The sequence below is a fragment of the Pseudactinotalea suaedae genome (genome assembly GCF_009733815.1).
GTDB lineage: Bacteria > Actinomycetota > Actinomycetes > Actinomycetales > Beutenbergiaceae > Pseudactinotalea > Pseudactinotalea suaedae.
Genome location: NZ_WNXY01000005.1, coordinates 101,004 through 116,012 on the forward strand (window position 1 = coordinate 101,004; position 15,009 = coordinate 116,012).

Below are 15,009 nucleotides of genomic sequence, written 5' to 3' on the forward strand. Positions count from 1 at the left end.
CACCGCAAGCAGAACCAACAGGAAGGAACGCCATCATGGCGAAGCTCACCACCGACGAGCTCATCGAGGCTTTCAAGGACCTCACCCTCATCGAGCTCTCCGAGTTCGTGAAGCAGTTCGAGGAGACCTTCGAGGTCACCGCTGCTGCCCCGGCCGCCGTGGCCGTGGCCGCCGGCCCCGCCGGCGGCGGCGCCGCCGCTGAGGAGGCCGAGGAGCAGTCGGAGTTCGACGTCGTCCTCGAGGCCTTCGGCGACAAGAAGATCCAGGTCATCAAGGAGGTCCGCGCTCTCACCTCGCTCGGCCTCAAGGAGGCCAAGGACCTCGTCGACGGCGCCCCCAAGCCCGTCCTCGAGGGCGTGGCCAAGGACCAGGCCGACAAGGCCAAGGAGCAGCTCGAGGCCGCTGGCGCCACCGTCACCATCAAGTGACGACCGCCTGACGCTTCACCTCTTCCCGGCCCTGCCGGGATCGCGACGGACCCGCACCTGCTGGTGCGGGTCCGTTCGTCGTCTGGGCGCCGGCCACCCCTCCTCGAGCTCGAGATCGGACATCGACGGCGAGACCGCACCGCGCGACGTGCGATGTGGCCGTGCAGCTCCGATCTCGGCAATCGAGGGACCCGGCCGCGCGCGGCGCTCGGCGCCTCGCCGAGATCGGCAGTGGCGCCGAGGCCGGGGCAGGGGTATGGTTGCCGCGTCGTGTGGCCCTGCTGAGGTTTCGCAGGGCGAGTGTGATGTGGTTGTCGCAGTGGTGAGCAGTGAGTGCTACACGGTGAGAAGTCGTGCGAGTGTCGCGGGTTCCAGATCGTCCAAGGGCGGGCGGTGGACAAGTAGTTGCGCATGCCCTATAGTTGGTCTTTGCCTTGTGCTCTGACCCCGTTCTGCCTGTCAGCCGGTTGCGGCACCGCTCTTTGACCCACCAGATCCTCGGTGTGTCCGGGTGCCGACTCGGCTGGGCTTGACCGGGGCGGTTCCGCACGCGCACGCCACACGACGCCGGGAAGGACCCCTCTTGGCTGCCTCGCGCACCTCTAACGCTCCCACTGCCACCCAAATCGCTAACCGCACCGCTTCACGTCGCGTCTCCTTCGCGAAGATCCACGAACCACTCGCCGCACCCGATCTGCTCGGTCTTCAGACCGAGAGCTTCGACTGGCTCCTCGGCAACGACGCGTGGCGAGCCCGCGTCGATGTGGCGCTCGCCGCCGGCAACAACGCCGTGCCGACCAAGTCCGGCCTCGAGGAGATCTTCGAGGAGATCTCCCCGATCGAGGACTTCGGCCAGACGATGTCGCTCTCCTTCCGGGACCACCGGTTCGAGCCGCCGAAGTACTCGGCGCAGGAGTGCAAGGAGAAGGACTTCACCTTCTCCGCTCCGCTGTTCGTCACCGCCGAGTTCGTCAACTACACGACCGGTGAGATCAAGTCGCAGACGGTCTTCATGGGCGAGTTCCCGCTCATGACCGAGCGCGGCACGTTCATCATCAACGGCACCGAGCGCGTCGTCGTCTCGCAGCTGGTCCGCTCCCCGGGCGTGTACTTCGACCGCACCCCGGACAAGACGTCCGACAAGGACATCTTCACCACGCGCGTGATCCCCTCGCGCGGCGCCTGGCTCGAGTTCGAGATCGACAAGCGCGACGCCGTCGGCGTCCGTGTCGACCGCAAGCGCAAGCAGTCGGTGACGATCTTCCTCAAGGCGCTCGGCATGACCGAGGGCGAGATCCGCGAGGCGTTCGCGGACTACCCGGCGGTCATCGAGACCCTCGAGAAGGACAACGTCCACACCCAGGACGAGTCGCTGCTCGACATCTACCGCAAGATCCGCCCGGGCGAGCCGCCGACCGTCGAGGCCGCCACCGCGCTGCTCGACAACTTCTACTTCAACGGCAAGCGCTACGACCTCGCCAAGGTCGGCCGCTACAAGATCAACAAGAAGCTCGGCGTCGACAAGCCGCTGAGCGACTCGACCCTGTCCGTCGAGGACGTCGTCGCCACGATCAAGTACCTGGCCGCTCTGCACAAGGGCGACACCACCTTCAGCGGTGTCCGCGACGGCAAGTCCGTCGAGCTGCCCGTCGAGCCCGATGACATCGACCACTTCGGCAACCGCCGCATCCGTGCGGTGGGCGAGCTCATCCAGAACCAGGTCCGCACGGGCCTGTCCCGGATGGAGCGCGTGGTCCGCGAGCGGATGACGACCCAGGACGTCGAGGCGATCACGCCGCAGACCCTGATCAACATCCGCCCGGTCGTGGCCTCGATCCGTGAGTTCTTCGGCACCAGCCAGCTCTCGCAGTTCATGGACCAGAACAACCCGCTCGCGGGCCTGACCCACAAGCGTCGCCTGTCGGCGCTGGGCCCCGGTGGTCTGTCCCGTGACCGCGCCGGCATGGAGGTCCGCGACGTCCACCCGAGCCACTACGGCCGGATGTGCCCGATCGAGACCCCTGAGGGCCCGAACATCGGCCTGATCGGCTCGCTCGCCACCTACGCGCGGATCAACCCGTTCGGGTTCGTCGAGACGCCGTACCGCAAGGTCGTCAAGGGCAAGGTCACCGACGACGTCGAGTACCTGACCGCCGACGACGAGGACCGCTACGTCATCGCTCAGGCCAACGCCGTGATCGACGACAAGGGTCGCTTCGTCGAGGAGAACGTCCTCGTGCGCACCCGTGGCGGCGAGGCGATCGACGTGCCCGCCGAGAACGTGGACTACATGGACGTCTCGGCACGCCAGATGGTGTCGGTCGCGACCGCGATGATCCCGTTCCTCGAGCACGACGACGCCAACCGCGCGCTCATGGGGGCCAACATGCAGCGTCAGGCTGTGCCGCTGGTGCGCAGCGAGGCTCCGCTGGTCGGTACCGGCATGGAGCGGCGCGCCGCTGTCGACGCCGGTGACGTCATCATCGCCCGCAAGCCCGGCGTGGTCACGGAGGTCTCGGCCGACGCGATCGTGGTCGCCGAGGACGAGGGTGGCAGCTACACCTACCGGGTCGCCAAGTTCCGCCGCTCGAACCAGGGCACCTCCTACAACCAGCGCGTGCTGGTCGACGAGGGCGCCCGGGTCGAGGTCGGCTCGGTGCTGGCCGATGGTCCCGCCACCGACGAGGGCGAGCTCGCTCTCGGACGCAACCTGCTGGTCGCGTTCATGTCGTGGGAGGGTCACAACTACGAGGACGCGATCATCCTGTCGCAGCGCCTCGTGCAGGACGACGTGCTGTCCTCGATCCACATCGAGGAGCACGAGGTCGACGCCCGCGACACCAAGCTGGGCCCGGAGGAGATCACGCGGGACATCCCGAACGTCTCCGACGAGGTGCTGGCCGATCTCGACGAGCGCGGCATCATCCGCATCGGTGCCGAGGTCGGCGCAGGCGACGTGCTGGTCGGCAAGGTCACGCCCAAGGGTGAGACCGAGCTGACCCCGGAGGAGCGGCTGCTCCGCGCGATCTTCGGTGAGAAGGCGCGCGAGGTCCGCGACACCTCGCTCAAGGTCCCTCACGGTGAGTCGGGCACGGTCATCGCCGTGCGCGAGTTCAACCGCGAGGACGGCGACGAGCTGCCCCCGGGCGTCAACCAGCTGGTCCGCGTCTACATCGCGCAGCGCCGCAAGATCACCGATGGTGACAAGCTCGCCGGCCGTCACGGCAACAAGGGCGTCATCTCCAAGATCCTGCCCGTCGAGGACATGCCGTTCCTCGAGGACGGCACCCCCGTCGACATCATCCTCAACCCGATGGGTGTGCCCGGCCGTATGAACGTCGGCCAGGTGCTCGAGACCCACCTCGGTTGGGTGGCGAAGCAGGGCTGGGATGCCGACCCGAAGGCCGACTGGGCCAAGAAGCTCCCCGAGGAGACCTTGACCGGAGAGCCCGGTGTCCCCGTGGCCACCCCGGTGTTCGACGGTCTCCAGGAGGAGGAGCTCAAGGGTCTGCTCGACTCGACCCGCGTGACTCGTGACGGCGACCGCCTGATCAACAGCACCGGCAAGGCGAATCTCTTCGACGGCCGCTCCGGCGAGCCGTTCCCCGAGCCGATCGCCGTCGGTTACATGTACATCCTGAAGCTGCACCACCTGGTCGACGACAAGATCCACGCGCGTTCGACCGGTCCGTACTCGATGATCACGCAGCAGCCGCTGGGCGGTAAGGCCCAGTTCGGTGGCCAGCGGTTCGGCGAGATGGAGGTGTGGGCGCTCGAGGCATACGGAGCGGCCTACGCCCTTCAGGAGCTGCTGACGATCAAGTCCGACGACATCCCTGGTCGCGTCAAGGTGTACGAGGCGATCGTCAAGGGCGAGAACATCCCCGAGCCAGGCATCCCTGAGTCGTTCAAGGTGCTGGTCAAGGAGATGCAGTCGCTGTGCCTGAACGTCGAGGTGCTCTCCTCGGACGGCACCATGATCGAGATGCGTGACACCGACGAGGAGGTGTACCGGGCCGCCGAGGAGCTCGGTATCGACCTGTCCCGTCGCCCCGACGCCAGCAGCGTCGAGGAGATCTGAGAGCAATCCGCAACCTGTCGTGGGGCGCCCCCCCGGGGCCCCCCCCCGCGCGCCCAAACCCAACCCACACACAGACAAAACCCCCCCCCCCCGCTTGGGTTTGTTATTTTTTTCCCCACCCCCCCCGCGCGCCCCCCCCCCCCCCCCCCCCCCCACGCCGGATCGCTCACTCCAACCATCCTCGAAGACTCCACCCACGGCCACAGGTCGAAGGAAGTAGGGAAACAAGTGCTCGACGTCAACGTGTTCGACGAGCTCCGTATTGGTCTGGCCACCGCGGACGAGGTCCGTACGTGGTCCCACGGCGAGGTCAAGAAGCCGGAGACCATCAACTACCGCACGCTCAAGCCCGAGAAGGACGGCCTCTTCTGCGAGAAGATCTTCGGCCCCACCCGGGACTGGGAGTGCTACTGCGGCAAGTACAAGCGCGTCCGCTTCAAGGGCATCATCTGTGAGCGCTGCGGCGTCGAGGTGACCCGGAGCAAGGTGCGTCGCGACCGGATGGGCCACATCGAGCTCGCCGCCCCGGTCACCCACATCTGGTACTTCAAGGGCGTCCCGTCGCGGCTGGGCTACCTGCTCGACCTCGCCCCGAAGGACCTGGAGAAGGTCATCTACTTCGCGGCCTACATGATCACCGAGGTCGACGACGAGGGCCGACGCGAGGACCTCCCCAGCCTCCAGAACGAGATCGACCTGGAGAAGGGCGAGATCGCCAAGCAGCGCGACCTCGACATCGCCAAGCGTGGCGAGCGGCTCGAGGCCGACCTCGCCGAGCTCGAGGCCGAGGGCGCCAAGGCTGACGCGCGCCGCAAGGTCAAGGACTCCGCGGAGCGCGAGATGGCGCAGCTGCGCAAGCGTGCTGACGCCGACATCGAGCGCCTCGAGCTGGTCTGGAGCCGGTTCGTCAACCTCAAGGTCGCCGACCTCGAGGGCGACGAGATGCTGTACCGCCAGCTGCAGGACCGCTACGGCAACTACTTCAAGGGTGCGATGGGCGCCGAGGCGATCAAGCGTCGTCTCGAGACCTTCGACCTCGCTGCCGAGTCCGAGAACCTGCGCGAGATCATCCGCAGCGGCAAGGGCCAGCGCAAGACCCGCGCCCTCAAGCGGCTCAAGGTCGTCAACGCGTTCCTCACGACGACCAACAGCCCGCTGGGCATGGTCCTGGACTGCGTCCCGGTCATCCCGCCGGACCTGCGCCCGATGGTGCAGCTCGACGGTGGCCGGTTCGCCACCTCGGACCTGAACGACCTGTACCGCCGCGTCATCAACCGGAACAACCGCCTCAAGCGGCTGCTCGACCTCGGTGCGCCGGAGATCATCGTCAACAACGAGAAGCGGATGCTCCAGGAGGCCGTCGACTCGCTGTTCGACAACGGTCGCCGCGGTCGTCCGGTCACCGGCCCGGGCAACCGGCCGCTGAAGTCGATCTCCGACATGCTCAAGGGCAAGCAGGGCCGGTTCCGTCAGAACCTGCTCGGCAAGCGCGTCGACTACTCGGGCCGCTCGGTCATCGTGGTCGGCCCGCAGCTCAAGCTGCACCAGTGCGGTCTGCCCAAGCAGATGGCGCTCGAGCTGTTCAAGCCCTTCGTCATGAAGCGGCTGGTCGACCTCAACCACGCGCAGAACATCAAGTCCGCCAAGCGGATGGTCGAGCGTGCGCGCTCGGTCGTGTGGGACGTGCTGGAAGAGGTCATCACCGAGCACCCTGTGCTGCTGAACCGTGCGCCCACGCTGCACCGTCTGGGCATCCAGGCGTTCGAGCCGCAGCTGGTCGAGGGCAAGGCGATCCACCTGCACCCGCTGGTGTGTGGTGCGTTCAACGCCGACTTCGACGGCGACCAGATGGCGGTGCACCTGCCGCTGTCGGCCGAGGCGCAGGCCGAGGCCCGCATCCTCATGCTCAGCTCGAACAACATCCTCAAGCCGAGCGACGGCCGCCCGGTGACCATGCCCACCCAGGACATGATCATCGGCCTGTTCCACCTCACCACGGGTCTTCCGGGTGTGGTCGGAGAGGGCCGGACGTTCACCTCGCCCTCTGAGGCGATGATGGCGTTCGACGCCGGTGACCTGCACCTCAACGCGCAGATCTCCGTCCGTCTGGAGGACCTGGTGCCGCCGACGGAGGGCTTCGAGGCTCCCGAGGGCTGGACCGAGGGCGACCCGATCGTCTTCTCGACGACCCTCGGCCGTGCGCTCTTCAACGAGCTGCTGCCGGTCGACTACCCCTACGTCAACACGGTGGTCGACAAGAAGGTCCTCTCGACGATCGTCAACGACCTCGCCGAGCGGTACCCGAAGGTCGAGGTCGCTGCCTCGCTGGACGCGCTCAAGGAGGCCGGCTTCCGCTGGGCCACCCGTTCGGGCGTGACCATGGGCATCTCCGACGTCGTGGCGCCGGGCGCCAAGGCCGAGATCCTCGCCCGTTACGAGGAGAAGGCCGCCAAGGTCCAGGGCCAGTACGACCGCGGTCTGATCACCGACGACGAGCGTCGTCAGGAGCTCATCGGGATCTGGACCCAGGCCACCGACGACGTCGACACCTCGATGCGGGAGAACTTCCCCGAGCAGAACTCCATCTTCCGCATGGTCACCTCCGGTGCCCGCGGAAACTGGATGCAGGTTCGTCAGATCGCCGGTATGCGCGGTCTGGTGGCGAACCCGAAGGGCGAGATCATCCCCCGTCCGATCAAGTCGAACTACCGAGAAGGCCTCTCGGTGCTCGAGTACTTCATCGCGACGCACGGTGCCCGTAAGGGTCTGGCCGACACCGCGCTGCGTACCGCCGAGTCGGGTTACCTGACCCGTCGTCTGGTGGACGTGTCGCAGGACGTCATCATCCGTGAAGAGGACTGTGGCACCGAGCGTGGCCTCACGCAGCCGATCATCGAGATCGGGCCCGACGGCGTCGCTCGCCGTCACGACAAGGTCGAGACGAGCGTGTACGCCCGTACTCTGGCCGGTCAGGCCGTTGCTGCCGACGGCACCGTTCTCGGGGAGTCGGGTGACGACGTCGGTGACGTCCTCATCGACAAGCTGATCGCCTCCGGCGTCGAGACCGTCAAGGTGCGCTCCGTGCTCACCTGCGAGTCCCGGGTCGGTACGTGCGCGAAGTGCTACGGCCGATCGCTCGCCACGGGCGAGCTCGTCGACATCGGCGAGGCCGTCGGCATCATCGCGGCGCAGTCGATCGGTGAGCCCGGTACCCAGCTGACGATGCGGACGTTCCACTCCGGTGGTGTGGCCTCGGCCGACGACATCACGCAGGGTCTGCCCCGCGTGACCGACCTCTTCGAGGCTCGCACCCCGAAGAGCGAGGCGCCGATCGCCGAGATGGCGGGTCGTATCGCCATCGAGGACACCGACCGGGCACGTCGCATCACGCTCACGCCGGACGACGGCACCGAGGAGATCGCCTACCAGGTCAGCAAGCGCTCGCGCCTGCTCGCCCAGGACGGCGACCACGTCTCGGTCGGGCAGCAGCTCGTCTCGGGTGCGGTCGACCCGAAGAAGGTGCTCCGGATCCTCGGCCCCCGCGCGGTGCAGAAGCACCTCGTGGACGAGGTCCAGGAGGTCTACCGCTCCCAGGGTGTGGACATCCACGACAAGCACATCGAGGTCATCGTGCGGCAGATGCTGCGTCGCGTGACCGTGCTCGACTCGGGTGACTCCCGCCTGCTGCCTGGCGAGCTGGCCGAGCGTGGCCGCTTCGAGGACGAGAACCGTCGCGTGGTGTCCGAGGGTGGTACCCCGGCCGCCGGTCGACCGGAGCTCATGGGCATCACGAAGGCCTCGCTGGCGACCGACTCCTGGTTGTCCGCGGCGTCGTTCCAGGAGACCACGAAGGTGCTGACCGAAGCCGCCATGAGCGGACGCTCGGACTCCCTGCTGGGTCTGAAGGAGAACGTGATCCTGGGCAAGCTGATCCCGGCGGGCACCGGTCTTCCCCGGTACCGCAACGTCCGGGTGGAGCCCACCGAGGAGGCGAAGGCGGAGATCTACCCGAGCTTCGGCTACGACGAGATCGACTACGGTCCGGTCTCCGAGGGCGCCGACGCGATCGCGCTCGAGGAGCTCGACCTCGGAGGGTTCAGCGACTACCGCTGACCCACCGCTTCACGAAAGCCCCCGGCCCTCTTGGGTCGGGGGCTTTCGTGTGTCGAGCTGGGTGCCGTGCCGGGAGGTGTGTGCGCGAGGCCGACCATCCGCGCGTCTTCGCTCGTTCCTCGCTCTCGCCGCGCTCCCGCCAGGCCCATCCAGCCTCGCGCACACACCTCCCGGCACGGCTGGGCCCGTCGCCTCTGTTCCCGGTCGCCTCTGGCCGGACAGCTCTGCTCCGGTCACGCTCGCCGGGTCATCTCCAGCAGGGGAACGTCACACGGTTGCGGCGGCCGCCACCGCGGCGGCGACCAGGCTGGGGTCGGTGTGCCAGACCGTGCCCTCGCCGCCCGGGCCGCCCTCCGCGCGGCGCCGGGCCGAGAGGTGGATCGCGTCGCAGCCGGCGGCCGCCAGCTTGGCGACGTCCCCGGGGCGCACGCCGCCGCCGGCCATGATCCGCAGCCGGCCCGCGGCCGCGCGTGCCAGGTCGCTCAGCTCGGCCGCCGCCTCCACGGCGTGCGCGCGGCCGCAGGAGGTCAGCACCAGGTCCACGCCCGCGGCCGCCAGCACCTCCAGCGCGGCGCGCCGGTCGGCGACCGCGTCGAACGCCCGGTGGAACGTCACCGTGCGGCCCTGCGCCGCGTCCACGAGCGCACGCAGGTGCCCGGCGTCCACCGTGCCCTCCCGGGTGAGGGCGCCCACCACCACGCCGTCGGCGCCGGCCGCGACCGCGTGCGCGACGTCGGCGCAGGTCAGGTCGATCTCGGCGGAGGTGTAGAGGTAGCCGCCCGGGCGGGGCCGCACCAGCACGTGGAGCCACCCCGAGCGGTCGGTGAGCGCACGGACCGACTCGATCGCCGCCATGCTCGGCGTCAGGCCACCCACCTCCAGGGCCGAGCAGAGCTCGACCCGGTGGGCTCCGCCGTCGAGCGCTGTCGCAGCTCCGGCGACGTCCTGGACACAGATCTCGACGGCGATCATCGCGACGTCCTGCCCGGCTCGGGGGAGCGGCGGGTACGGAGCAGCCGATATCCGGCGCCGAGCAGGAGCACGGCCGCACCGGCGAGCACCGCCGCCGGCGGGAGGCTGACCGCGACCGCCAGGCACCCGATCACCCCGAGCACCTGCATGGGGCGTGGCCAGCGGCGCTGCTCACGAGGCTGGCGCAGTGCCGCCAGGTTGGTGACCGCGTAGTAGACGAGCACGCCGAAGGAGGAGAACCCGATCGCCCCCCGCAGATCGGTGGCGAGCACGATCACCACGACCACCAGTCCCAGCAACAGCTGTGCCCGGGCCGGGACCTGGTGGCGTGGCTCCACAGCCGCCAGCGACCGGGGGAGATCGCCCTCCCGCGCCATCGCCAGGGTGGTGCGGCTCACGCCGGAGAGCAGCGCGAGCAGGGCACCCAGAGCGGCAGCCGCCGCGGCGACCCGCACCGCCGGCGCCAGCCCCGGCACCGGCAGCATCGCCGCGAGGTCGGCCAGGGGAGCGGTGCTCTGGGGGAGAGCGCCGCCGAGCGTGCCCAGCAGGGCCACGGCGACCAGACCGTAGAGCACGAGCACGCCGGCCAGGGCGATCAGCACGGCCCGGCCGATCGCGGCGGGTGTGCGCACCTCCTCGGCGAGGGTGGCGATGCGCGCGTACCCGGCGAACGCGAAGAACAGCAGACCGGCACCCTGGAGGATGCCGTACAGCCCGGTCGGAGGGGTCAGCGACGTGGCCGCCGGGACCGCCGTCACCGAGGTGGCGACCAGCAGCGCCACCAGCCCCAGCAGGGCGATCACCAGGAGCACCCGGGCCACCTGCGCGGTGCGCGTGATGCCCCGCACGGCGGCGAGCGTGAGGGCCGCGACCGCGGCGGCTCCGACCACGCGCTGCACCATCGGTTGGCCCGGCACCACGTAGGCGGCGAACGTCAGGGCCATCGCCGCGCACGACGCGGTCTTGCCGATGACGAAACCCCAGCCCGCCGTGAACCCCCACCAGGGACCCAGCACCCGGTTCCCGAACACGTAGGTGCCCCCGGAGGCCGGGTGGTGGGAGGCCAGCTGGGCCGATGACGTCGCGTTGCACAGGGCGACCACGGCCGCGATCCCGAGCGCCACCAGGAGCGCGTCGCCCGCGGCGGCGCTCGCGGGTCCCCACACCGAGAAGATCCCGGCGCCGATCATGGCGCTCAACCCGACGACCACGGCGTCGCCGGTGCCGATCCTGCGTGCCAGCGCGGGCTGCGGCGAGTCGGTCACGGGGCACAACCTAGTGGGCTTGCGTGAACGGTCGGGGTTGCGTCGGACGGCGGGCGCGAGGGGTCGTCGCCCGGTCCGACGACGCCGGTGGATGCGGTCTCAGCCGCCGGCTCGCTGCGTGGCGTAGAGGCGGCGGACCACGTCCTCGACGTCCGGTTCCTCGATCGTGAGGTCGCGCAGCGGTGCGCGGCCGGCGACCTCCGCGAGCACCGCGGCGGCGGTCGAGCCGGGCAGCAGCGCCAGGCGCTGGCGCAGCCCGTCGTGCTCGGTCGCCAGCAACCGGGTGCCGGGCAGGTCGGCGAGCGGAGGCGTCGGCTCCTCGAGATCGAGGACGATCACGCGGTCGGCCCCCACCCGGCGCACGAGCCCGGGAAGGTCACCGGCGTAGGCGACGCTGCCGCGGTCGACGACGACGATCCGGTCGGTCAGGCGCTGCACGTCGTCCATGTCGTGCGTGGTCAGCAGCAGCGTGGTGCCGTGTGCGGCACGCTCGGCCACCAGGAACGCGCGCAGCCGCTCCTTGCTGAGCACGTCGAGCCCGATCGTGGGCTCGTCCAGCACCAGCAGGCGGGGGGAGTGGAGCAACGCAGCGGCGATCTCACCCCGGATCCGCTGCCCGAGCGAGAGCTGCCGGACCGGGGTGTCGAGGAACGCCTCCAGGTCGAGCGCCTCGATCAGCTCGTCGAGGCGCTCGCGGTGCCCAGGGCCGAGCCGGTGGATCGCGGCGAGCACACGGTAGGACTCGCGCAGCGGCAGGTCCCACCACAGCTGCGAGCGCTGCCCGAACACCACGCCGATCTCGCGGGCGAGCGCGCGCCGGGACCTGCGCGGGTCGTAGCCGCACGTGCGCACCGTGCCCTGGGAGGGCGAGAGGATCCCGGTCAGCATCTTGATCGTCGTCGACTTGCCGGCACCGTTCGCCCCGATGTAGCCGACCGCCTCACCCGCGACGATGTCGAGATCGAGGTCGACGACGGCGCGGACCACCCGCTTGGTCCGCCGCCAGCCCCCGGAGCGGACGACGAAGTCGCGGGTGAGACCGCGCGCGTGCACGATCTGCTCGCCCGCCGTGGGTGTCGTGGTCATGATCCTGCTCCCGTGTAGTGACGAAGCCCCGCCCGCCAGGCCAGCAGCGCGACCCCCCAGACGGCCAGCGCTGCCAGCGGGGTCAGCCAGCCCCACCACGCCGGAGTCCAGGCAGGCCCGGGCAGACCGAGGATCAGCAGCGTCGGCAGGTAGGCGGTGAACGCCGCGGGCACCACGAAGGTGAACAGCACCCGCATCGGCAGCGAGAAGATCGAGGTGGGGAAGGTGGCGGCGTAGTTGCTGCCGTACGTGAACGCGTTGGCCATCTCGCTGCCCTCGATCAGCCAGAACTGGATGCCGGCCGCGACCACGAAGAGCCCGCAGAAGATCGCTGTGCCGGCGATCGGTGTGATCAGCAGCAGCGTGATCACGGCCGGTGTGAAGTCGATCGGGTTGACCACCAGCGCGACCACGAGCACCCCCAGCGCCAGTGCGCTGCGGCCGAGCCTGCGCAGCTGGATGTCGCTCGTGACCAGCTGCGCGAGCACGGGCAGCGGGCGGAGCAGGAACGCATCGAGCGTGCCGGTGCGCAGGTAGGTGGGTATGCGGTCGATGTGGCCGACGAGGAGGTCCGCGAGGCTGAAGCTCAGGCTCGCCAGCCCGAACAGCAGCGCGAGGCCGGCGAAGTCGAGCCCGCCGAGCACGCTGATCGAGGAGAAGATCACGTACACCTCGGCGAACTCGATCAGCCCGACACCGAAGGAGCCGAGGACGTCGAGCGCGAACGAGCGTCGGTACGCGAGCTGCGACCTCAGCCGCGACGAGACCAGGGCGCGGTACGGCCCGAGAAGGCCACCGGCCGCCGTCGGCCTCCTCGATCCTGCAGCCGAGAGGTCAGCCACCCTGCACCACCAGCTTGCGCGTCCCGAGGGTCCACACCAGGCGCCCGGCGAGCAGCACCCCGGCGGCCCACGCGATCTGGACCCCGACCACCCCGAGCGCGTCGACGCCGGTGACGCGGCCCATGATCACGTCGATCGGAGCCTGCAGCATCGAGGGGAACGGTGTTGCAGCCGCCACGGCGGCCATCCAGCCCGGGAACCAGTGCACCGGCACGACCAGCCCGCAGAGGATGTTCGAGGTCATGAGGTAGAGCGTCGCGGCGCCACGCATCTCGATCAGCCAGAAGGCCGCGAGGCTGACCAGCCAGCGGCAGGCGAAGGAGACCACGACGGCCAGCACGACGCTCACCATCCCCAGCACGTAGGGGAGCAGCTGACCTGGCAGGGCCAGCCCGGTCACCAGGGCGCCGACGAGCAGCGGCGGGGCGCCCCGCGGGACCAGGCTGAAGGCGGCTCGACCGAGGTCGGCGCAGAGGTAGGCGAGCTGCGGGTCGACGGGGCGGGAGAGGTCGACGGCGATGTCGCCGGAGCGGATCCGGTCCACCAGGTCGTTGGACCAGAACACGTTGACCGGAGCGATCAGCGCCTGCGCCAGCCAGGCGTAGGTGGCGCCCTCGATCGCGCCGTAGCCGGCCAGGGTGCCACCCGCGGCACCGACCGCCCCCATCGTGATCGCGGCCTTGATCAGGCCGAAGACGGTGTTGGTGACAGCGCCGGCCAGTGCCGCGCTGCGATAGGCCGACCAGCGCTTCCACCCCGTCTGCGTCAGCACGGCGAGGGCGGCTACGGACACAAGCGCGAGAACTTACCGGGCCCCGAGGGCTGCGTCAACGGATGGGCGCGAAGGCCCCGAGTGCCGACGTCGATCACGAAGATCGGGCCATCACGACCGAGATCCTCGCGATCGCCGTGACCGCGTGATCGTGACCGTGCACGACAAGCAGTACGCTGACATCGAGCGCGCCGAGGCTCGTCTGGGTGTGGACCCGGGTCGGGTGGTCGGTGTCGATCCCGGTCTCGCTCGCGAATCACTGTGATCTCGGCCTCCCCGGGCGGATTGCTCCCGTCGGCGGCTTCCGAGCATCCCCATCCGTGTTGTACCCTGGACGACGGTGCCCGCTGAGGCGGGCTCTCGCGTGTGCGCAGTTTGGCTCGCGCGTCGCACCTGAGGGGCGACGCAGCGGTCGAGCGGCACGGCGGTCGTCCGACCGGCCGAGCGCACCGACCATCGCTTCGCAGCGGTGACCGGTGCGTCCTGCCAGCCGGCGCGACACGCCCGGGCGCGGGGGTCATGCAACGGCCGGGTAGTAGAAGACAAGACGTAGCGGTACCGAAGAGCAGTACCTCGAGACACGGGACGGAGACCCAGTGCCCACCATTCAGCAGCTGGTCCGCAAGGGCCGCAGCGCCAAGGTCGGCAAGACCAAGACGCCTGCCCTCAAGGGCAGCCCGCAGCGCCGCGGCGTGTGCACGCGCGTGTTCACCACCACGCCCAAGAAGCCGAACTCGGCGCTCCGCAAGGTCGCCCGCGTGAAGCTCTCCAGCGGCATCGAGGTCACCGCCTACATCCCCGGTGTCGGCCACAACCTCCAGGAGCACTCCATCGTGCTCGTGCGCGGCGGTCGTGTCCGCGACCTGCCGGGTGTGCGTTACAAGATCGTCCGCGGCGCGCTCGACACCCAGGGTGTTCGTGGCCGCCAGCAGGCTCGCAGCCGTTACGGCGCCAAGAAGGAGAAGAAGTAATGCCTCGTAAGGGCCCGGCCCCGAAGCGGCCGCTCGCGATCGACCCGGTCTACGAGTCGACCACCGTCACCCAGCTCGTCAACCGCGTGCTGATGGACGGCAAGAAATCGACCGCCGAGCGGATCGTCTACGACGCGCTCGAGGGCGTCCGCAGCAAGACCCAGCAGGAGCCGGCCACGGTTCTCAAGCGTGCGCTCGAGAACGTGCGTCCCACGCTCGAGGTCCGCTCGCGCCGCGTCGGTGGCGCCACCTACCAGGTGCCGGTCGAGGTTCGCACCGCTCGTCAGACCACGCTCGCGCTGCGCTGGCTCGTCGACTACGCCCGCGCTCGCCGCGAGAAGACGATGACCGAGCGCCTCATGAACGAGATCCTCGACGCCAGCAACGGCCTCGGCGCCGCTGTCAAGCGCCGCGAGGACACCCACAAGATGGCTGAGTCCAACCGGGCGTTCGCGCACTACCGCTGGTAGTCCGCCGCG

General features: G+C 69.5%; 10 protein-coding genes. 5 read left to right on the forward strand and 5 right to left on the reverse strand.

What is annotated here, in order from left to right; all coding sequences use genetic code 11:
* Positions 1-35 precede the first annotated feature (35 nt).
* The 3 genes from rplL to GPA04_RS10400 all read left to right on the forward strand — a co-directional run bounded on the left by rplL (position 36) and on the right by GPA04_RS10400 (position 8,622).
* Positions 36-428, forward strand: coding sequence for a 50S ribosomal protein L7/L12 (rplL, locus tag GPA04_RS10390; RefSeq protein ID WP_156224015.1), 393 nt, complete (start codon positions 36-38; stop codon positions 426-428).
* A gap of 583 nt (positions 429-1,011) precedes the next feature.
* Positions 1,012-4,509 (forward strand): DNA-directed RNA polymerase subunit beta, encoded by a 3,498-nt coding sequence (gene rpoB, locus GPA04_RS10395; protein WP_156224016.1) that lies wholly within the window; start codon positions 1,012-1,014, stop codon positions 4,507-4,509.
* A gap of 228 nt (positions 4,510-4,737) precedes the next feature.
* A complete protein-coding gene (locus GPA04_RS10400) occupies positions 4,738-8,622 on the forward strand; it encodes a DNA-directed RNA polymerase subunit beta' (RefSeq protein WP_156224017.1) in 3,885 nt (1,294 codons plus the stop codon).
* 267 nt (positions 8,623-8,889) lie between these two features.
* On the opposite strand, the gene GPA04_RS10405 is transcribed toward GPA04_RS10400, so the two are convergent.
* The 5 genes from GPA04_RS10405 to GPA04_RS10425 form a co-directional block, all read right to left on the reverse strand.
* Positions 8,890-9,594 carry a copper homeostasis protein CutC gene (locus GPA04_RS10405; protein WP_156224018.1) on the reverse strand — a complete coding sequence of 235 codons (705 nt, stop codon included), beginning with the start codon at positions 9,592-9,594 and terminating at the stop codon, positions 8,890-8,892.
* Positions 9,591-10,859: an APC family permease gene (locus tag GPA04_RS10410; RefSeq protein ID WP_156224019.1), complete on the reverse strand. Its 1,269-nt coding sequence runs from the start codon at positions 10,857-10,859 to the stop codon at positions 9,591-9,593. The genes GPA04_RS10405 and GPA04_RS10410 overlap by 4 nt, the downstream gene beginning before the upstream one ends.
* A gap of 99 nt (positions 10,860-10,958) precedes the next feature.
* Positions 10,959-11,945, reverse strand: coding sequence for an ABC transporter ATP-binding protein (locus GPA04_RS10415; protein ID WP_156224020.1), 987 nt, complete (start codon positions 11,943-11,945; stop codon positions 10,959-10,961).
* A complete protein-coding gene (locus tag GPA04_RS10420; RefSeq protein WP_156224021.1) occupies positions 11,942-12,787 on the reverse strand; it encodes an ABC transporter permease in 846 nt (281 codons plus the stop codon). Before GPA04_RS10420 ends, GPA04_RS10415 begins: the two co-directional genes overlap by 4 nt.
* Positions 12,780-13,559 carry an ABC transporter permease gene (locus tag GPA04_RS10425; RefSeq protein WP_170299356.1) on the reverse strand — a complete coding sequence of 260 codons (780 nt, stop codon included), beginning with the start codon at positions 13,557-13,559 and terminating at the stop codon, positions 12,780-12,782. The genes GPA04_RS10420 and GPA04_RS10425 overlap by 8 nt, the downstream gene beginning before the upstream one ends.
* Before the next feature lie 596 nt (positions 13,560-14,155).
* Here GPA04_RS10425 and rpsL point away from each other — a divergent pair.
* Positions 14,156-14,530 (forward strand): 30S ribosomal protein S12, encoded by a 375-nt coding sequence (rpsL, locus tag GPA04_RS10430; protein ID WP_156224023.1) that lies wholly within the window; start codon positions 14,156-14,158, stop codon positions 14,528-14,530.
* On the forward strand, positions 14,530-15,000 hold the full coding sequence (gene rpsG, locus GPA04_RS10435) for a 30S ribosomal protein S7 (RefSeq protein ID WP_156224024.1): 471 nt from the start codon (positions 14,530-14,532) through the stop codon (positions 14,998-15,000). The genes rpsL and rpsG overlap by 1 nt, the downstream gene beginning before the upstream one ends.
* The last annotated feature ends 9 nt before the right edge of the window (positions 15,001-15,009 follow it).

Coding starts and splice junctions, on each gene's coding strand:
- rplL (WP_156224015.1), top strand. CDS start 36: ATGGCGAAGCTCACCACCGACGAGCTCATCGAGGCTTTCAAGGACCTC.
- rpsG (WP_156224024.1), top strand. CDS start 14,530: ATGCCTCGTAAGGGCCCGGCCCCGAAGCGGCCGCTCGCGATCGACCCG.
- GPA04_RS10405 (WP_156224018.1), bottom strand. CDS start 9,594: ATGATCGCCGTCGAGATCTGTGTCCAGGACGTCGCCGGAGCTGCGACA.
- GPA04_RS10415 (WP_156224020.1), bottom strand. CDS start 11,945: ATGACCACGACACCCACGGCGGGCGAGCAGATCGTGCACGCGCGCGGT.